Annotated in this window: 16 protein-coding genes and 2 tRNA genes; 9 read left to right on the forward strand and 9 right to left on the reverse strand. The window is 65.2% G+C overall.

Annotation, left to right across the window (positions count from 1 at the left end):
- The first annotated feature begins 4 nt into the window (after positions 1-4).
- From AM586_RS18355 to AM586_RS18370, 4 genes are all read left to right on the forward strand, one after another.
- Complete coding sequence (locus tag AM586_RS18355) at positions 5-1,288, forward strand: sugar MFS transporter (RefSeq protein WP_047826563.1); 1,284 nt, start codon at positions 5-7, stop codon at positions 1,286-1,288.
- Complete coding sequence (locus tag AM586_RS18360; protein ID WP_060566654.1) at positions 1,285-3,753, forward strand: TIM-barrel domain-containing protein; 2,469 nt, start codon at positions 1,285-1,287, stop codon at positions 3,751-3,753. The genes AM586_RS18355 and AM586_RS18360 overlap by 4 nt, the downstream gene beginning before the upstream one ends.
- 76 nt (positions 3,754-3,829) lie before the next feature.
- Positions 3,830-6,760 (forward strand): EAL domain-containing protein, encoded by a 2,931-nt coding sequence (locus AM586_RS18365; protein ID WP_052234464.1) that lies wholly within the window; start codon positions 3,830-3,832, stop codon positions 6,758-6,760.
- An 83-nt stretch (positions 6,761-6,843) separates the two neighbouring features.
- Positions 6,844-8,205, forward strand: coding sequence for a 2-hydroxycarboxylate transporter family protein (locus AM586_RS18370; RefSeq protein WP_047826564.1), 1,362 nt, complete (start codon positions 6,844-6,846; stop codon positions 8,203-8,205).
- 21 nt (positions 8,206-8,226) lie between these two features.
- Here the strand turns inward: AM586_RS18370 and AM586_RS18375 are convergent, their stop codons facing one another.
- Positions 8,227-8,979, reverse strand: a complete 753-nt coding sequence (locus AM586_RS18375; protein ID WP_156328271.1) for a hypothetical protein — start codon at positions 8,977-8,979, stop codon at positions 8,227-8,229.
- A gap of 241 nt (positions 8,980-9,220) precedes the next feature.
- Here AM586_RS18375 and AM586_RS18380 point away from each other — a divergent pair, with 241 nt between their 5' ends.
- The gene (locus AM586_RS18380; protein WP_047826566.1) at positions 9,221-10,147 is read left to right on the forward strand and encodes an ornithine cyclodeaminase family protein; all 927 of its coding nucleotides are present in this window, start codon (positions 9,221-9,223) and stop codon (positions 10,145-10,147) included.
- Between the two features lie 89 nt (positions 10,148-10,236).
- Here the strand turns inward: AM586_RS18380 and AM586_RS18385 are convergent, their stop codons facing one another.
- The 5 genes from AM586_RS18385 to AM586_RS28205 all read right to left on the reverse strand — a co-directional run bounded on the left by AM586_RS18385 (position 10,237) and on the right by AM586_RS28205 (position 12,321).
- Positions 10,237-10,563 carry a hypothetical protein gene (locus AM586_RS18385; RefSeq protein ID WP_047826567.1) on the reverse strand — a complete coding sequence of 109 codons (327 nt, stop codon included), beginning with the start codon at positions 10,561-10,563 and terminating at the stop codon, positions 10,237-10,239.
- A 15-nt stretch (positions 10,564-10,578) separates the two neighbouring features.
- Positions 10,579-10,902 carry a glycoside hydrolase family protein gene (locus AM586_RS18390; protein ID WP_052234465.1) on the reverse strand — a complete coding sequence of 108 codons (324 nt, stop codon included), beginning with the start codon at positions 10,900-10,902 and terminating at the stop codon, positions 10,579-10,581.
- A complete protein-coding gene (locus AM586_RS28200; protein WP_162600560.1) occupies positions 10,899-11,111 on the reverse strand; it encodes a hypothetical protein in 213 nt (70 codons plus the stop codon). Before AM586_RS28200 ends, AM586_RS18390 begins: the two co-directional genes overlap by 4 nt.
- 140 nt (positions 11,112-11,251) lie before the next feature.
- Positions 11,252-12,052 (reverse strand): PEP-CTERM sorting domain-containing protein, encoded by an 801-nt coding sequence (locus AM586_RS18395; RefSeq protein WP_047826628.1) that lies wholly within the window; start codon positions 12,050-12,052, stop codon positions 11,252-11,254.
- Positions 12,053-12,250: 198 nt separating this feature from the next.
- Positions 12,251-12,321: transfer RNA gene (locus AM586_RS28205), tRNA-Ser, on the reverse strand.
- Positions 12,322-12,413: 92 nt separating this feature from the next.
- On the opposite strand from AM586_RS28205, the gene AM586_RS18400 reads away from it, so the two are divergent.
- The 4 genes from AM586_RS18400 (at position 12,414) to AM586_RS18415 (ending at position 15,853) form a co-directional block, all read left to right on the forward strand.
- A complete protein-coding gene (locus AM586_RS18400; protein WP_047826568.1) occupies positions 12,414-13,574 on the forward strand; it encodes a low temperature requirement protein A in 1,161 nt (386 codons plus the stop codon).
- Positions 13,575-13,748: 174 nt separating this feature from the next.
- Positions 13,749-14,240: a redoxin domain-containing protein gene (locus AM586_RS18405; protein ID WP_047826569.1), complete on the forward strand. Its 492-nt coding sequence runs from the start codon at positions 13,749-13,751 to the stop codon at positions 14,238-14,240.
- Positions 14,218-14,793, forward strand: coding sequence for a thioredoxin domain-containing protein (locus AM586_RS18410; protein ID WP_052234472.1), 576 nt, complete (start codon positions 14,218-14,220; stop codon positions 14,791-14,793). Before AM586_RS18405 ends, AM586_RS18410 begins: the two co-directional genes overlap by 23 nt.
- Before the next feature lie 76 nt (positions 14,794-14,869).
- The gene (locus AM586_RS18415; protein ID WP_047826571.1) at positions 14,870-15,853 is read left to right on the forward strand and encodes an LLM class oxidoreductase; all 984 of its coding nucleotides are present in this window, start codon (positions 14,870-14,872) and stop codon (positions 15,851-15,853) included.
- Positions 15,854-16,036: 183 nt separating this feature from the next.
- Here the strand turns inward: AM586_RS18415 and AM586_RS18420 are convergent.
- The 3 genes from AM586_RS18420 to AM586_RS18430 form a co-directional block, all read right to left on the reverse strand.
- Positions 16,037-16,112: transfer RNA gene (locus AM586_RS18420), tRNA-Phe, on the reverse strand.
- 76 nt (positions 16,113-16,188) lie between these two features.
- A complete protein-coding gene (locus AM586_RS18425; RefSeq protein WP_047826572.1) occupies positions 16,189-16,674 on the reverse strand; it encodes an acyl-CoA thioesterase in 486 nt (161 codons plus the stop codon).
- A 25-nt stretch (positions 16,675-16,699) separates the two neighbouring features.
- A complete protein-coding gene (locus AM586_RS18430; protein ID WP_047826573.1) occupies positions 16,700-18,187 on the reverse strand; it encodes an amidohydrolase family protein in 1,488 nt (495 codons plus the stop codon).
- Positions 18,188-18,225 lie beyond the last annotated feature (38 nt).

Consider the following 18,225-nt stretch of genomic DNA (forward strand, 5'->3'; position numbering starts at 1 on the left):
CAGCATGGAACATATCTCGCAGCCGTCGCTGCGGCCGCAATCGCAGCCGGCAACCGGGAATACCGGTCCGCTCGTCATCGTCACCACCCTGTTCTTCATGTGGGGCCTGCTGACCGCGCTGAACGACGTGCTGATCCCGCACCTGAAGGCGCTGTACACGCTGAGCTACGTGCAGGCCATGCTGGTGCAGTTCTGCTTCTTCGGCGCCTATTTCGCGGTATCGCTGCCGGCAGGCATGCTGATCAGGAAGATCGGCTACCAGAACGGCGCGGTGGCCGGCCTGGTCGTCGCGGCCGGCGGCTGCACGCTGTTCTACCCGGCCTCGAACAGCGGCTACGGCCTGTTCCTGCTCGGCTTTTTCGTGCTGGCTTCCGGCATCACCATCCTGCAGGTGGCGGCCAATCCTTACGTGACGGTGCTGGGCGACGCGCGCAACGCGTCGAGCCGGCTGACCCTGACCCAGGCCTTCAACTCGCTGGGCACCACGGTGGCGCCGGCCCTGGGCGGCATCCTGATCCTGTCCGGACACGCGCTGGACCGCGCGGCCCAGGCGGCCAGCGTGCAGGGACCTTACCTGGTGCTGGCCGCCGCGCTGCTGGTGCTGGCCCTGCTGTTCGCCTTTGCGCGCCTGCCGAAAATCGAACACGCGGACGAGGGCGCGGTGCAGGCCGCGGGCGTCGAGAGCGCCGCCGGCATCGACGGCGTCCCCAGGGGCTCGCTGCTGGCCCATCGGCACCTGGTGCTGGGAGCCATCGGCATCTTCCTGTATGTCGGCGCCGAGGTGAGCATCGGCAGCTTCCTGATCAACTTCTTCGGCGAGCCGGACATCGCCGGCCTGGCGCCCGCCGACGCCGCCCACTACGTCAGTTACTATTGGGGCGGCGCCATGATCGGGCGCTTCATCGGCTTTGCGGTCATGCGTTTCATCAGCCCGGGCAAGGCGCTGGCCTTCAATGCGGCCATGTCGATCGCGCTGGTCATGGTGGCCATCTTCGGCCATGGCCACGCCGCCATGTGGGCGCTGATCGCGGTCGGCCTGTTCAACTCGATCATGTTCCCGACGATCTTCAGCATGGCCCTGTACCGGCTCGGCAAACTCACCGGCCAGGCCTCGGGCGTCCTGTGCATGGCCATCGTCGGCGGCGCCCTGGTGCCCTTCGTGCAGGGCATGCTGGCCGATACCCTCGGCCTGCACTGGTCCTTCCTGATGCCGGCGGCCTGCTATGCCTTCATCCTGTATTTCGGCCTGAAGTTCGCGGGACTGTACGGCGCGGGCCCACAGCAATGAGGACAGCGCGGCGGCTGCCGGCTGCCCTGGCCTGCGCCGGGCTGCTGGCGCTGGCGGCGACGCCGGCCGCCGCCGCCCTGCGCACGGTCGGCGCCGTGGTGCAGGCCGTGCCGACCGGTGACGGCCTGGACCTGCGCCTGTCCAGCGGCGCGCGCGTGCACGTCGGCTTCGTCACGCCCGACGTGGTGCGGGTGCGCATGAACCCCGGCGGCCGCTTCGGACCGGATGTCTCCTATGCCATCGAAGGCGCGCCGCCGCGCGCCAGGGTAAGGCTGGCGACCAGGGGAGGGGTGCGGGAACTGCGTTCCGCGAGCGGCACGCGGGTGGTGATCCGCAGCGCGCCCGAGCTGGCGATCTCGGTGTACGACCCCGGTGGCCGCCTGGTCGTCGCTGGCGATCCGGCGCGGCCGATGGCCTTCGACCCGCAGGACGGCGCCATCGAAACGGCGATGCGCCGCGACGACTACGAGCTGTATTACGGCTTCGGCGAAAAGACCCTGCCGCTGTCGCGCCACCAGCAGAACATGGTGATGTGGAACGCGGACGTGGCCCCGTATCCGGCCGGCCACGATCCTTCCTACCAGGCGATTCCCTTCTTCATCGCCCTGCACGAAGGCAGGAGCTACGGCCTGTTCTTCAACAATACCTGGCGCAGCTGGTTCGACATGGGCAAGCGCGACCCGCATCGCTACAGCTTCGGCGCCAGCGGCGGCGAGCTGGATTACTACGTCTTCACCGGCGGCCCCGAACGCACGCCGGCCGGCGTGCTGCGCGACTACACGGCGCTGGCCGGACGCGGCGCCCTGCCGCCGCTGTGGGCGCTGGGCTACCAGCAGTCGCGCTGGTCCTACATGAGCCAGGAAAAGCTGCTGGACATCGCGGGCAGCTTCCGCCGGCGCCGCATCCCGGCCGATGTGCTCTACCTCGACATCGACCACATGGACGGCTTCCGCGTGTTCACCTGGAATCCGAAGACCTTTCCCGATCCGCAAGCGATGCTGGACCGCCTGCACGAGGAGGGCTTCCACGCGGTGACCATCGTCGACCCGGGCATCAAGTTCGACCAGGACTACCCGATCTACCGCAGCGGCCGCGAGCAGGGCGCCTACGTGCGCAATGCCGACGGCAGCGAGCTGCACGCCAAGGTCTGGCCCGGCGTCTGCGCCTTCCCGGATTTCACCGCGCCGGCGGCGCGCGCCTGGTTCGGCGGCCTGTACAAGAATGCGCTCGACCTCGGCGTCGACGGCTTCTGGAACGACATGAACGAGCCCGGCGTGTTCCCGGCCGACGGCTTCGACCGGCCCGAGATCAGCCTGGGACCGCAGCGCAGCTTCCCGCTCGACGTGCGCCACGCCGGCGACGGCCATCCCGGCAGCCATGCGCAGTACCACAACGTCTACGGCATGCAGATGGCGCGCGCCAGCTTCGAAGGGCTGCGCAGGCTGCGGCCGGAAAAGCGCCCGCTGGTGCTGACGCGCGCCGGTTTCGCCGGCGTGCAGCGCTACGCCGCGGTCTGGACCGGCGACAATTCGCCGAGCTGGAGCCACCTGGCGCTGAGCATCCCGATGCTGAGCAATCTGTCGGTATCGGGCGTGCCTTTCGTGGGCGCCGACGTCGGCGGCTTCATGGGCAGCCCGAGCGCGGAGCTGTACGCGCGCTGGCTGCAGGCGGCGGCGCTGACCCCGTATTTCCGCACCCATTCCAACGACGTCTCCGCCGCGCGCGAGCCCTGGGCCTTCGGCGCCGACTACGAGCGCATCAACCGCGCCACCATCGAGCTGCGCTACCGCCTGCTTCCCTACCTGTACACGCTGTTCGCGGACAGCGAGCAGTCGGGGCTGCCGCCGATGCGTCCCCTGTGGTTCGCCTATCCCGGCGACACCCGCGCCAGCCTGGTCGACGACCAGTTCCTGCTGGGCGGCGACCTGCTGGCGGCGCCGGTCCTGCACGAGGCCCAGCGCAGCCGGGAAGTCTATTTTCCGAAGGGCGATGCCTGGATCGACTGGTGGGATGGCAGCCGCCACGAAGGCGGCAGCTCGGCCATGGTCGCCGCGCCGCTGGAGCGCCTGCCGCTGTTCATCCGCGCCGGCGCCGGCGTGCCGGCGGCGCCGGTGGTGCAGCACACGGGCGAGCTGAAGGACGCGCCGCTGACGCTGGTCGTGGCGCTGGGCGGGCAGGGCGCAAGCCACGTCTTCCAGGATGCCGGCGACGGCTATGGCTACCGCGAGGGCGCTTTCCGCAGGATCGAGGTGCGCGCGGACGGACAGGGGCTGCGGCTGGAGATCCCGCCGAACCACGGCTATCAGCGCGTGGGCGCGGTCGAGTTCATCGGCCTGGCGCTGGCGCCCGCTGGCGTGCGCATCGACGGCAAGCCCGCGCAAGAGGTCCGCTTCGACGCCGCAACCCGCCGTCTGCGCATCGCCTTGCCGGATGAAAACGTAAAAGAGCTTGTCTTGAGTCGATAGGCCTTGGCGCGGGGCTGGAACCAAAGGCCATGCCAGAGGTCTGAAATCTATCGGCTCGGATGTGGGAGGGGCAAGCATGAGTGCGGGGGCGCTCGACGACACCATTCCGGCGGAACTGGAGCAAACCTGTGCGCAGGAGCCGATCCATCTGCTGGGCACCGTGCAGGCCTACGGTTTCCTGCTGGCCGTCGACCTGGCGAGCGGGCGTATCGTGCAGGTGTCCGAGGGCATCCTGCGCCATTGGCCGGGGCTCGAGAACGTCGCCGCGCTGCTCTCCCGGCCGCTGTCCGAATGGGCCGCTGCCGTGGAAGATCCCGCGATCCCGCTCGATCTCGAATCCTTGCCCACCATGCACACGGTGTCCTTGCCCTGGCGCCCCCGCTTCGAACAGACCTGTCCCTTGCCGGCCCCGCCCTTGGCCGTGCAATGGGAATGCCTCGGCCACCGCAGCGGCGCAGTCGCCGTGATCGAATGGCTGCCGGTGAACACCAATACCGACGAGTTCCGGCGCCAGCACCAGATCCTTGCCGCGTTCGGGGAAGTGATTGCCCGCCTGCGCCGCGTGGAGGGACTCGGGCCCTTCCTTGACGAATGCGTGAAGGTGATCCAGGAAGTCACCCAGTTCGACCGGGTGATGATCTACCGTTTCATGGCCGACGGCTGCGGCGACGTCGTGGCCGAGCACACCGCCAGGGCTTACCAGCAAAAATACCTGGGACTGCGCTTTCCCGCTTCCGATGTTCCCAGCCAGGCGCGCCGGCTCTACCTGATCAACCGGCTGCGCGTGCTGGCGGATGTGGAGGCGTCGATGGATGCGCTGGTCCCGTCGGCGCTGCCGGATGGAAGCGCGCTCGATCAAAGCCACTGCATGCTGCGCGGCCTGTCCGAAGTCCACCTGGCCTATATGCGGAACATGGGCGTGCGCGCCACGCTGACCCTGTCGATCGTGTGCAATGGCAGGCTGTGGGGGCTGGTCGCCTGCCACCACCACCGTCCCAGGACGCCGCCGGACCAGCTCAGCGACGGTATCCGCCAGCTGTCCGAGCTGCTGGCGGAAATCGCCAGCATGCGCATCGAGGCCCTGTCCAACCTGGAAGCGATGCGCCATCGCCTGGCGCTGGACCGCTTGCTGAACCAGTTCCACCAGGCCCTGATCCAGGATGGCGATATCCCGAACCTGCTGGAACTGTGGCTGCCCAGGCTGCTGCCCGCTTTCAATGCCAGCACGCTCGGCGTGCAGATCGGTACGCTCGCCTGGGTCGGCGGACCGGCAAGGCGGCAGGGGGCCGCGCACCAGGTCCTCGACGAGGTCGCGGCCCGGCTCGACATACGCAACCCCAGCCCGTATGTCCGCATGTGGGACGACCTGTTGGCGTCCAGGAAAAACGCGCTGACGTTCCTGCCGGAAGCGGCGGGCCTGTTGCTGGCGCAGCGGCATGATGGCGACATCATTTTCTGCTTCATGACCCGGCCGGAAGTGGTGCAGCAGGTGCACTGGGGCGGCGAGCCCGTGAAGGACCTGGTCGCGCTTCCCGATGGACGCATCCGCCTGGAGCCGCGGCGATCCTTCGAAGTATGGAAGCAGGCGGTGCGCGGCCATGCGGATCCCTGGCACCAGGCCGAGGCGGATGCGCTGCAAAGCCTGCTGCAGATCCTGAGCGAAGTGAACAAGCTGCGGGTCAACCGGAAAATGCAGGAAACCCTGCACTGGCGGGCCCACCACGACCATCTGACCGGGCTGTACAACCGCCGGGCCATGGAGGACGAGGTCTCCAGGCGCCTGGAAGACAGCCAGTACGACACCGCGCTGATGCTGCTGGACCTGGACCATTTCAAGAAGATCAACGACACCTACGGCCACGAAACCGGCGACCAGGTGCTCCAGCAATTGAGCCTGAGGCTGAAGGCGGTGATGCGGGAGGGCGACCTGCTGGCGCGCCTCGGCGGCGACGAATTCATGCTGCTGCTGCAGATCCCGCACCCGAACGCCGCTACCGCCCTGACCTTTGCCGAGCGCCTGCACCAGGCGGTTGCCGCCCCGTTCGACATCAAGGGCCAGCAATTCCGTCTCGGGATTTCGGTCGGCATTGCGATACCGCCCGCCCACGGCCGCACGGTCAGCGAACTGCTGCGCCACGCCGACCTCGCGCTGTACCAGGCCAAATCGCTGGGCCGCTGCCGCAGCGTGGTGTTCGAACTGGCGATGGCGGCGAACCAGCGCGACTACTACCTGCTCGAACGCGACCTGGACGAAGCGGTCGAGCGCAACCAGTTGTCGCTGGTGTTCCAGCCCAAGGTGGATCTCATCAGCAGCAAGGTGGTGGGCCTGGAAGCGCTGGTGCGCTGGAACCATCCGACCCGGGGCCAGAACAGTCCTTGTTCCTTCATCCCGATCGCCGAGAACAGCGACCAGATCATCCGGATCGACCGCTGGGTCATGCGCCACGCCATCGCCGAGCAGGCCCGCCTGCGCGCGCACGGCCTGATGGCGCTGCCGATCGCGATCAACCTGTCGATTGCGGACATCCTGTCGCCGAACCTGGTGGCCTACCTGACCGAGCTGCTGGAGGAATACCAGGTGCCGCCGGACGCCCTGGAAATCGAGGTGACCGAATCGAGCTTCATGCGCCAGCTCGACGAGACCCAGAGCGTGCTGCGGGCCCTGAACGAGAGCGGCATTTCCACCGCCCTGGACGATTTCGGCACCGGCTTTTCCTCGCTGAGCTACCTGCGCCAGCTGCCGCTGCAATGCCTGAAGATCGACCAGTCCTTCACGCGCAGCATGCTGGTGGACCCGAATGCGGAGAAGCTGACCCAGGCCATCGTCGCCATGGGCAACGCCCTGCAGATGACCATCGTGGCCGAAGGCGTGGAAACCAGGGAGCAGATGAACTGGCTGCTCGCCCATGGCTGCCACATCGGCCAGGGCTATTTCTTCAGCCCGCCGGTACCGTCCGAGGACGTGCACCGGGTGATCGAACGCATCGAGGTGCGCTTGACGAGCTGATCGATCCGTTTGAAGACTGAAAGCTAAATGAAGGGGAGCCGCGGTTAGAGTTGCGTCATTCATCAGAATCATAGGTGGTATTCATGACGCAAGCTAACCGACTCCCGCGCGAACAAGCGCAAGCACCAACCGAGGCACAGGCACCTGTTCAGGCCAAGCCGCATCTGTTCTGGAAACTGATGGACATCCGCCTGGGCATCATCCCGCTGCCCACGTATCTCCTGCTGGTGGCGCTGATCGGCGGCTTTGTCGCGACCGGCAAGGTGCCCAACGATATCTGCATCTCGATCGCGATCCTGACCGTCGGCGGCTTCTCGTGCGCGGAACTGGGCAAGCGCCTGCCGTTCTTCCGCAACATCGGCGCCGCCGCCATCTTCGCCACCTTCATCCCGTCCTACCTGGCCTTCAGCCACCTGATTCCCGAGCCGGTGCTGAAGAACGTGGTGAGCTTCACCAAATCCACCAACTTCCTCTACCTGTTCATCTCCTCGATCATCGTCGGCAGCATCCTGAGCATGGACCGCTCGGTGCTGATCAAGGGCTTCATCAAGATCTTCGTGCCGCTCGCGGCTGGTTCGGTCGTGGCCGCCATCGTCGGCACCGCGGTCGGCGTGGCGCTGGGCGAGGACGCCTTCCACACCTTCTTCTACCTGGTCGCGCCGATCATGGCCGGCGGCGTCGGCGAAGGCGCGATCCCGCTGTCGATCGGCTATGCCGGCATCCTGCACCAGGAACAGGGCGAGATCTTCGCGCACGTGCTGCCGGCCGTCATGCTGGGCAGCCTGACCGCGATCCTGCTGTCGGGCATGCTGAACGGGATCGGCAAGAAGCGTCCGCACCTCACCGGCGAAGGCCGCCTGCAGCCGGGCGAACACGACGACGGCAAGCCGCTGGCGGAAGTCCTGCCGCTGCACATGGACATCGGCCATATCGCCGCCGCAGGGATCACCTCGATTTCGCTGTACATGGTCGGCGTGCTCAGCTTCAAGCTGTTCGAATTCCCGGCGCCGGTGGTCATGCTGTTCGTGGCCGTCATCTTCAAGCTGTCGCGCGCGGTGTCGCCGCAGCTGCAGCAAAGCTCCTACGTGGTCTATAAATTCTTCTCGACCGCCGTCACCTATCCGCTGCTGTTCGCGATCGGCGCCTCGATGACGCCGTGGGACAAGCTGGTTGCCGCATTCACCGTCGTGAACCTCGTCATCATCGCATCGACGGTGGTCAGCCTGATGGCAACCGGCTTCCTGGTCGGCCGCAAGATGAATATGTACCCGATCGAAGCGGCGATCATCAACGCCTGCCACAGCGGCCAGGGCGGCACCGGCGACGTCGCGATCCTGACCGCGGCCAACCGCATGCAGTTGATGCCGTTCGCCCAGATCGCTACCCGCATCGGCGGCGCGATCACCGTCACCCTGACGCTGATCGCGATGGCGCAGCTGCACTAAGACCTGCCGCGCCCGGCCGGCCTAGCGGCCCTGCCGGGCCTTCACCCGATCCCAGCCCTGGCGCACCGCCTCCCTGATCCGGTGCCACGCCGACGCCTCGCCGTGCTCGCGCGTGCGCTCCCAGGCGCTCTGCAGGCTGGGTTCGGCTTCTTCCCACGAATGGTCGCGGTAGCTGTCGCTGGCGCCCATGTTCTTGCCGTAGCGATAGGCCATCTCTTCGTCCGGGTGGCGCCAGTGCGACGCCGCGCCCATCGAATCCTGGTAGGTGTTGCCGGATGGCCGGGAAGCGGCGTTCTGGGTGCCGAAGTAATAGCCGTCGTCGAGGGTGCGGTATTGCAGCGAGCCGGGCTCGGTGCCGGGCGGCCAGTCGCCGATCGCGGCCACGCCGGGCATGAAGGCAGCGCTGTCCTGGCCCGACGGTTCGTGGTGTTCCTCGATGCCGGCCGGGCCGAAGCGGCCGATGATGCCGGCGGCGCGCTCGGCTTCGGGCTCGGATTCGGTCGTGAACAGGACCACGTGATGTCCATGCATGGCCTCGCCGGCGGACGGCGCCGGTTCGCTCGCCGGCGCGGCATGGTGTTTCGATCCGAACAGCCTGTCAAAGGTATGCCTGACCGAGGCGCCGAAGCCTTCGTGGTGGTCGGCCTCCGGCGTCGCGTCGTCGCTGTCCGAGAGTGCGACGTCGGCGTGTGTGTAGCCTGAGGCGAGCAATTCTTCCAGCACATGCTGGGCATCGCTCCGGTTGTCGAAGACTGCTTTCAAAGTGTGTCGCATGATGTTCCCCCCATAGCGCTCGCGCCGTGTCGAGAGGGCCGGACAGCCTGGGGCAGCGCGTGCACGGCGCTTGCTGATTTCATCCTACTCCGAATTTTGGCGCGGTGTGAGGGCTTTGGCATGTTGCTGTAGACCTTTTCTCAGCGCAACAACTGGAGCAGGGCGCTGGCTCGGGCCGCAAGGCGATATCGATTCGTGTTAGTCTCGCCATCAGGCAAGCCTGCAGCAAAGCGAATGCGCCATGAAGATCATCGACCAAGCCGCCACCCGGCGGGCACTGCCGTTTGACGCCCTGATCGAGGCGATCGCGCGCATGTTCGCGAGCGGATGCCGGGTGCCGCCGCGGCATGTGCATACGGTCGGCGACGGCAAGGGCGCAGAAGGCACCGTCCTCATCATGCCGGCGTGGCACGGCGATTACATGGGCATCAAGACCGTCAACATCTTCCCCGGCAATGCCGCGCGCGGCCAGCCGGGCCTGTACTCCACCTATATCCTCTACAGCGCGGCGACCGGCGAACCGCTGGCGCAGATGGACGGCAACGAGATCACCTCGCGCCGCACCGCGGCTGCCTCCGCACTGGCGTCGCGCCACCTGGCGCGGCGCGACGCACGGCGCCTGGTCGTCGCCGGTTCCGGGCGCGTCGCCAGCCTGCTTCCTGAAGCATACCGGACCGTGCTGCCGATCGAGGACATCACGATATGGAGCCGCAACCCGGAGGCGGCGCGCCGCCTGGCCGGCGAATTGCAGCTGGAAGGATGGCGGGTGCGGCCCAGCGCCGACCTCGAGCAGGCCGTACGCCTGGCCGACATCGTGTCCTGCGCGACGCTGGCGAACGCGCCCATCATCCGGGGCGAGTGGCTTGCGCCCGGCAGCCATCTCGACCTGATCGGCGGCTTCACGCCGGCGATGCGCGAAGCGGACGACGCCTGCTTTTCCGGCAGCCGCCTGTATGTCGATACCGTGGAGGCCTTGCAGAAATCCGGCGACCTGCTGGGGCCGATGTCGCGCGGCGTATTTGCTCCGGGCGATGTTGCCGGCACCCTGGAATCGCTATGCCGTACGCAGGCCGGCGGACCGGAAGGGACGCAGGTGCGGACGGTCTTCAAGTCGGTCGGCACCGCGCTGGAAGACCTGGCCGCCGCGATCCTGGTGTATGAAGGCTAGGGCGGCGTTTTGTTGGCGCTACTTTTTTGGGTAGCTGCCGGCCTCGTGGAAAAAGCCGTCCCAGGAGACCACGATGCGGTTCTTGCCCTTCAGGAGCGCTTCGGTGCAGCCAATCCCAAGCGGCCGACAGGCGCATGGTAGTTTTCACGTATGTATTTCGCAGCCGGTTCGCGATGACGTTCGAAGTCGGCCTTGTCACAGGCTTCGCCAATCATGACGATTTTGTCGGGCTGAATGCTGACTGTTTTTCCTAAAAGTCTGGCGGCCCCCTGGTCGTCCATCGAGGTGATCTCTGCCGAATCAAGGACTTTCGTCAGCGTCCATATTCCCAGGGCGTCCGCATTTTTCGGTTGCGCGGCCTGGGTGGCGTTCGTTGCCAGGACGACTGCGATCGTAACAAGCATATGTCGGAACATTGTGGACTCCTCTCGTCACTTCTTGGCCATGATCGTGACCGACCGGAATGGCGCGCTTTCTTCGGCCCGGCGCGCGATGAGTCCATGTGCGAGCACTCTTTTCCCGTTCACCGTGGTGCTTGTCATTCGGCTGATGCTGGCTGCCGCCAGGGAGAATTCACCTTTTTCTATCAGCCTGAAAACGTGGCCTGAGCCCCCGACGCCAGCGTTGTATGCCAGACTGACCAAGACGTCAAACTGGTCTTGTATCAGAGCGGTTTTGCGAACATGGCGCCGTACGCCGCGCTCTGCTTCAGCAACGCCTCTGGCGAATTCAGCTTCTACTGCCGTCGGGCTCACCTTTTTGCCGACTTCATTGGCGGCGCATGGCCCGCGATGCGCCAGGATGCCTGGCCCCAGGTGCAATTACCCTTGCCGGGCCCCATGCCATCGTAATAGTTAAAGACGTCGCGTTCGCGCCTGCGCATCCTGGTGCGCGCCGCGGCGCTCATGGTTGCGCTGTCGTTAGCACCAGCCGACGCTACTGCTGCCTGCGTTTTTCCAGACATGGCCGCTGCCTCCCGTTGTGGACAGGTGCTTAATCTACCTTCGGAAAGGAAACGAACTCTGCGTCTTCACAAGCGCAAAAACAAAACGCCACCCGAAGATGGCGTTTTTTTTTGGAACTATTCGAAAGGCGGGAGCCGCTTTACGAGCCCATCTTGCGGCCGCGCCGGGACGCCAGCAGTCCCGCGCCGCCGGCGGCCATCAGCAGCCAGGTGGCCGGCAGCGGCACGCCGATCGGCGGCGGGTTGCCGTCGCCTGCCGTGCCCTGGATGCCGACGGAAAAGCCGTTCCAGTACTCGCTGGTCAGGCTGCGCCAGGTCAGCGAGTCGAATTCGCCTGTGAAGCGGATCGCGCCATGCGGCTCGCCGGTGCCGATCAGCCGGTATTCGGTGTTGCCGTTGCCGAGATCCACCACCTGCTTGGACACGCTGCCGCAACCCCAGTAGCCGCAGCTGTTGTCGCCAGGCGCGGCGGTGCCGGGGCCGCCGCCGAAACTGAGGATGTCGAAGTCCTGGTTCAGGAAGGCATAGCCGTTGCCGTTCAGGCTGACGAAGGCGAATACCGGATTGACGACCGTCTGCGAGAACGTGAGCGTCTGCTGGCCCGCGTAGCGCAGGGCGATGATGTCGGTGCCGCTGGGCGGGTTGTCGACCTGGCTGCTGGTGTAAGGCGAGTTGCTCACCGGCGTGCGCGGCGTCCAGTAGTCGATGCCGCCGCTGGGCTGGTAGAAGCCGACGCCGGCGGGATTCGAGTAAGTGACGTTGACGGTCTGGTTCGGGGTGGTGATGGTGCCGTGGCCGGTGAATCCGGGACCGGCGTCGGTATCGGTGCCGGTCCAGTCGGTCCAGTAGACCGGGCTTGCGCTGGCCGCGCCGCCGGCCAGCGCCAGGATTAAAACAGGGATTGCGTGAAACAGCGTTGCGGTAAGACGTTGCGTGTTCATAAGTCCTCCCTTGTTGTTGCCGGCCATCTGGTGACAGTCGGTAGGCGGGACTTAGCAAGCTTCGTGCCTAAAAAATAAGCAGTTGATTATTAAGGGAAGAATGGAGCAGGGCGCGGCACGGCGTCAATTTTTTCGACAAGTGGTCGATGCCGGAAAACAAAAACGCCACCCGAAGGTGGCGTTTTCGCTTTCAAACTTTGGTGGCCCGGGGCGGAATCGAGCCACCGACACAAGGATTTTCAATCTTCGCGCCGTGCCTACTACCGGCCGTCATTTCTGACACGGCCCGCGGCAGGAACATGGACTACAATCGATCTGCCCAGCCTGGGAGAATTTGACTTGGGCAACGAGGCCAGACGATATGCACAACACAAAATATTTTGAGCCTAATCGCACCGCCACCTGGCTCGAGTTGTTCTTCGACCTGATTTTTGTGGTGACGATCAGTGACGTGACGCATATCTTGAGCCACACGCACGAGGGTCATCTCGACCCGCTCCAGTTCTGGAAATTCGTCCTGATTTTCATCCCTTTCTGGTGGATCTGGGCGAGCCACACGATGTATGCCAACCGGTTCGACGCGGATGACCGGAAGCATCGGCTGGCAACCCTGTTCATCATGTTCCTGCTGATTATCATGTCAGGCTTGATCGACCAGCGATTCCTGACCAGCTTCGACGCCATCGTCGTCTGCTACGCCGGTTCGCGATACATCATCGCCATGATGTATCTCGTGTCGAAATACCGGCACAAGGAAAGCGATGAACTCACAACGGTCGTTTGCTGGGTGATCGGCGCTGGCGCCACCATCAGCCTCGCTTCGATCCTGTTCCCGGCGCCACAGCGATATGTCGTGTTTTACCTGGGAATAGCGTTCGATCTGCTTGCGTTCATCTTTTTCTTGCCGCGTCGACTCGAGGTCATCCCGGTGCATACCGAACACCTGATCGAGCGTGTGGGCCTGCTCACGATCATCATACTGGGAGAATCCGTCAGCAGCCTGTCCGCGGGACTGGCCAACTTCAGCTGGACTATGGATACCCTGCTGACCGCCGCCACCGGTTTTGTGATGATCTCGGCCATCTGGTGGGTCTACTTTGACAGTTTTCACCTGCTGACCAAACAGAAGCTCACGACCGGCCACTCGGTGCTTTACTCGCACTTTTTCGTCTTCATCGGACTGTCGATTCTAGCCAGCCTGATCCGGCACGCGATTCTGGACAACATGCTGCTGTCCGATTTCAGGGTACTGTCGGCCCTTGGCGCGGTCTGCTTTTTCATTGGCAAGCAGTACGCCTACTTCATGGAGCTCCCCGCGCTGCGGCCGCAGCTGGTCGTCAACACCCTGGTCGTCTTCGTGCTGACCGGGTTTGCCCTGCTATTGCCCAGAACTGCCTATATCCTGCTCGGTCTTACCGCTGCGGTGATTTGTTATGCTTTCCTCAGTCTCAGATACCTGAACGTCTCCCCGGGACGTGACGACCATCCGCGCAAGAGTCCGGGCACAGGAGACCCGCCATGAGCCACACAGCAGACCAAAAAACATGCTTTCCTCCACGTCGCGCTCAGATATGGTGAAAGCTGGTCATCCATTCCCAGCCTTGCCCTTGCCGCCATCTCATATATAGTGGAACTTGGCTCGCCACCTCCCGTCCTGCGGGTTACCGGATTTTTTTAAGCGATCGAGGAGGTCAGTATGAACGCATTAAAGGCGGGCACACCCGCCCCAGAGTTCGAACTGAATTCCACTCCCGACCAGCGTGTAAAACTCTCGGACTTTCGCGGCCAGCGTGTGATTCTCGCGTTCTATCCGGCCGACTGGAGTCCCGTCTGCGGCGACCAGCTGGCACTCTACAACGAGCTGCGCGATGAGTTCGCCAAACACAAGGCGATTTGCATCGGCATTTCAGTCGACGGCGCCTGGTGCCATGCTGCCTTTCGCGAGCACCGCGGCTACAAACTTGCGCTGCTCTCCGACTTCGAGCCCAAGGGCGAAGTTGCACGTGGCTACAGCGTATACCGGACCAGGGAAGGGGTGAGCGAACGGGCCTTGTTCATCATCGATGAGGAAGGCGTCGTGCGCTGGACTTATGTTTCGCCGATCGGCATCAATCCGGGCGCCGACGGTATCCTCAAGGCTCTGGAAGAAATGGATGGGGGAAATCATGAGTTTAGCAAAGCCAGTTGATGAAACCGACCACGTGCTGGGACTGGCGGATGCGCCGGTGACACTGGTCGAGTATGGCGATTTCCAATGCCCGCATTGCAGAGCGGCGCATTTTTATTTGAAGAACGTGCTGGCGACGATGGGTGACGACATGCGTTTCGTGTTCCGCCACATGCCGCTGACCCAGGTCCACCCGATGGCGCAACCGGCGGCCGAGGCAGCCGAAGCGGCGGGCGCGCAAGGCAGGTTCTGGCCCATGCACGACTTGATCTACGAGAACCAGGACCTGCTCAGCCCAGCGCTGCTAACGCGACTGGGGCAGCGCCTCGGGCTCGACATGCAGCGTTTCACCGACGATGTGGCGTCCCACCGCTTCCTTCCCGAGGTGAAAGAGGACTTCATGAGCGCTGTGCGCAGCGGCGCGGCCGGCACCCCAAGTTTCTTCATCAATGGCGAGCCATATGAAGGCAGCTTCGACGATGAGGCGCTGATCGACGCACTGCGCTTTGCCGCGCAGGCGCGTGCCCCGCACGTGCCGAAGGGGCGCCACGCACCACGGCCAAGGGCGCACTGACTGTCGCAGCGCGGGCGCCGCCCACGCTGCGGACCTTGTCGTTCATTGTCGAATAGCCGAAGCGAAGCGTCACATCATGGCAGACCTGCTGACACCGAACCGGACGGCCAGGCCTGGCGATTCCAGAGGCTTTGAGCGAATGTTTGCGCCGGATCGGTTGACGCTCGGGGTGTTCTTCCCGATCGAGGCTTTCTCCGGCGACCAGCCGACGATGCTCGGCCAGGAGGGCCTGGCGCGCCGCGCCGAAGAGCTTGGATACGCTGCGCTGTGGTGCCGCGACGTTCCCCTGCGCGACCCTAACTTCGGCGACGTGGGCCAGGTGTACGATCCGTGGGTCTATCTCGGCTGGATCGCGGCGCAGACCAACGAGATCGCGCTGGCCACCGGCGCCTTGGTCCTTACGCTGCGCCACCCCTTGCATACTGCCAAGGGTGTGGCATCGGTCGACCGGCTCTCGGGCAACCGCCTGGTCCTCGGCATTGCCTCCGGCGACCGGCCGGTCGAGTTCCCGGCCTTCGGCGTCGACTTTGAACAGCGTTCCGACCTGTTCCGTGACAACCTGCGCGTCGTGCGCGCCGCCCTCGCCGAGGAGTACCCGATGCTCCAGTCGTCCTACGGCAGGCTCGCCGGGACCGCGGATCTCGTGCCCAAGCCGATCACACCCGTGCCGATGCTCGTTACCGGCCACAGCGGGCAGCCGCTGGAATGGATCGCGAAACATGCGGACGGGTGGATTACCTATCCGCGCGGACTCCAGCGCCAGGCCGAGGTCGCGGCGCACTGGCGCGCCGCTGTGGGAACTGCGGCGCCCGGCGCCTTCAAGCCGTTCGTGCAATCGTTCTATGTCGACCTGAGCGACGATCCCGACGCGGCGCCAACGCCGATCCACCTGGGCTTTCGCGGCGGACGGCATTTTGTCCTGCGCTTTCTCGAGGCGCTACGCTCGATCGGGGTCAATCACGTCATCCTTAACTTCAAGTACGGCGCGCGCAACGCTGGAGACGTGCTCGAAGAGATCGGCAAGGAGATCCTACCGCAACTGGCGGCATCCCAGCCCTGAGCCAAACCGGGGGCCAAGCCTGGAATGCACGGCATCCGTACATGGGATCCAGGCATCGCTTCTGCGTTGGCAATTCCGGACGATTCCCGGACGGGGCGGCCAGGTTTTTGAACCTGGGGGCAAGCGACGCCGCACCGGAAAACAAAAACGCCACCCGAAGGTGGCGTTTTCGCTTTGAAACTTTGGTGGCCCGGGGCGGAATCGAACCACCGACACAAGGATTTTCAATCCTCTGCTCTACCAACTGAGCTACCAGGCCAAGGCGGCGAATTATAGCACGTCCTCGCACCTCTTCAATAGCCGCCGTGCCCTGAGGGCTTCGTTGGACGCTTTGCTTATGAACGCGCCGCCTGCCGCTCGGCGTGCTGCCGATCCAGCGCCAGGCGCAGTTCCTTGCGGCCCTTGGCTTCCTCGAAGCGGCGCACTTCGTCCGGCGTGGACGGCGCCAGCGCCGGCACCGGGACCGGTTTCTTGTCGTCGCCGACCGCCACCATGGTAAAGAAGCAACTGTTCACGTGGCGGACTTCCTGGGTGCGGATGCTTTCGGCCAGCACCTTGATGCCGATTTCCATCGAGCTGCGGCCCGTGTAATTGACGGCCGCGAGGAAGGTCACCAGTTCGCCGACGTGGATCGGCTGGCGGAAGGTGACCTGGTCGACGCTCATCGTCACCACGTAGGCGCCGGCGTAGCGGCTGGCGCAGGCGTAGGCGACCTGGTCGAGCAGCTTGAGGATGTGGCCGCCGTGGACGTTGCCGGAAAAATTGGCGGTGTCGGGGGTCATCAGCACCGTCATGCTGAGCTGATGGTTGGGAAGACTCATTGCGATTTACTCCTTGTTTAGCTACTTAGCGTGTGCCGACCATGCCGCGCACCGAGGCATTCAACTTCGCGGGATCATAGCCCACGCCGTCCTTGAACACGATCTCGACGTTCTCGATGTCCTGGATGCGGCGACTCGGGTCGCCGTTCACGACGACCAGGTCGGCGTTCTTGCCGGCTTCCACGGTGCCGATGCGGTCCAGCCTGCCGAGATAGCGGGCGCCGTTCGCGGTCGCGACCTGGATCGCTTCCACCGGACTGAACCCGGCTTCGACCAGCAGCTCGACTTCGCGGTGGTCGCCAAAGCCGGGCAGGACGCCGCCGTTGCCGGTCGGGTCGGGGCCGGCCAGCAGCAGGCCGCCGGCGCGCACGAACGCCAGTTCGAAGGCCATCTCCTTCTTCAGCGCCGCTTCCTGCTTGGCGGCGCGCGCCGGATTGCCGGCCGCCGCCGCGCGCGCGGCGAGATGGCTGCGCAGCGATTCGGCCGACATCATCGACTGCTGCTTCCGGGACAGCAGCGGGCGCGTGGCGACGAAGGACTCGAAGACCGGCAGGGTCGAGGTGATCGCCACCTTGCGCGCCACCAGTTCGCGGATCAGGTCCTGGACCTGCGGGCTCGTCACCTCCAGCTTTTCCCACGAAGCCGCGATCTCGGCGCCCGGCGGGCACACGTCCTTCTTGCGGTTCGGGACGAATTCGGTGTCGGTGAAGACCGGACCGTGTTCCAGGTTGTCGATGCCGATGCGCGCCGCCTGGCGGTAGTCGACCGAGCACAGGTGGCCGGTCAGCCTGGTGCCGCGCTTGTGCGCTTCAACGATGGCGGCGGCCAGCACGTCCTCGGGGATGTTCATGTAGGCCTTGAACGAGGTCGCGCCTTCGCCGGCCCAGAAGGCCACCGTGCGGCGCGCCTGCTCGCGTTCGTCCATCGCCGTCATCTGCGGGAAGAAGCTGGCCTTGCCTTCGAGGTAGGGGCCGGTCACGTCGATGTGCGGGCCGGGGATCTGGCCGGCGTCCACCAGGCGGCGGATGTTCAGGTCGGTGTAGGGCTCGACGCTGCCGGTGGTGCGCATCGTCGTCACGCCGGCGGCCAGGTACATGCGCGGCGCCGAGAACGCGATCTCGGTGACGAAGAAGCCCGGCGGCGGGATCTTGTCGTCCTCGTCGAGGTTGATCGAGGCCGTGTACATCAGGTGGTTGTGCATGCCGACCAGGCCGGGCAGCACGCTGCGGCCGCGCAGGTCGAGCACCTGGGCGCCGGCGGGCGGCGCGGCCGCGGCGTCGACGATGGCCTCGATGCGGCCGCCGCGCACGATCACGGTGCGGTCGTCAACCGCGGGCGCGCCGGTGCCGTCGATCACGCGCACATGGGTCAGCGCCAGCAGGGGGGCGTCGAGCTTGATGAACTTGCGGACTTCCGCGGACAAGGCCTGCGTGGGCGCCTGCGCGCCCGCAAGGCCGGCCATGCCGAGCAAGGCGGCCGCCAGGGCCAGGGTGCGTTGTCGCTTCATTGTCATGAAGTCTCCTTTGTCGATCCCCTATGCTAGCATGCGCG

Source organism: Massilia sp. WG5, from assembly GCF_001412595.2.
GTDB lineage: Bacteria > Pseudomonadota > Gammaproteobacteria > Burkholderiales > Burkholderiaceae_D > Telluria.

Bases quoted from the DNA above. Each gene is read 5' to 3' on its own strand.
- AM586_RS18355 (WP_047826563.1), top strand. From the start codon at position 5: ATGGAACATATCTCGCAGCCGTCGCTGCGGCCGCAATCGCAGCCGGCA.
- AM586_RS18360 (WP_060566654.1), top strand. From the start codon at position 1,285: ATGAGGACAGCGCGGCGGCTGCCGGCTGCCCTGGCCTGCGCCGGGCTG.
- AM586_RS18365 (WP_052234464.1), top strand. From the start codon at position 3,830: ATGAGTGCGGGGGCGCTCGACGACACCATTCCGGCGGAACTGGAGCAA.
- AM586_RS18370 (WP_047826564.1), top strand. From the start codon at position 6,844: ATGACGCAAGCTAACCGACTCCCGCGCGAACAAGCGCAAGCACCAACC.
- AM586_RS18375 (WP_156328271.1), bottom strand. From the start codon at position 8,979: ATGCGACACACTTTGAAAGCAGTCTTCGACAACCGGAGCGATGCCCAG.
- AM586_RS18380 (WP_047826566.1), top strand. From the start codon at position 9,221: ATGAAGATCATCGACCAAGCCGCCACCCGGCGGGCACTGCCGTTTGAC.
- AM586_RS18385 (WP_047826567.1), bottom strand. From the start codon at position 10,563: ATGTTCCGACATATGCTTGTTACGATCGCAGTCGTCCTGGCAACGAAC.
- AM586_RS28200 (WP_162600560.1), bottom strand. From the start codon at position 11,111: ATGTCTGGAAAAACGCAGGCAGCAGTAGCGTCGGCTGGTGCTAACGAC.
- AM586_RS18395 (WP_047826628.1), bottom strand. From the start codon at position 12,052: ATGAACACGCAACGTCTTACCGCAACGCTGTTTCACGCAATCCCTGTT.
- AM586_RS18400 (WP_047826568.1), top strand. From the start codon at position 12,414: ATGCACAACACAAAATATTTTGAGCCTAATCGCACCGCCACCTGGCTC.
- AM586_RS18405 (WP_047826569.1), top strand. From the start codon at position 13,749: ATGAACGCATTAAAGGCGGGCACACCCGCCCCAGAGTTCGAACTGAAT.
- AM586_RS18410 (WP_052234472.1), top strand. From the start codon at position 14,218: ATGAGTTTAGCAAAGCCAGTTGATGAAACCGACCACGTGCTGGGACTG.
- AM586_RS18415 (WP_047826571.1), top strand. From the start codon at position 14,870: ATGGCAGACCTGCTGACACCGAACCGGACGGCCAGGCCTGGCGATTCC.
- AM586_RS18425 (WP_047826572.1), bottom strand. From the start codon at position 16,674: ATGAGTCTTCCCAACCATCAGCTCAGCATGACGGTGCTGATGACCCCC.
- AM586_RS18430 (WP_047826573.1), bottom strand. From the start codon at position 18,187: ATGACAATGAAGCGACAACGCACCCTGGCCCTGGCGGCCGCCTTGCTC.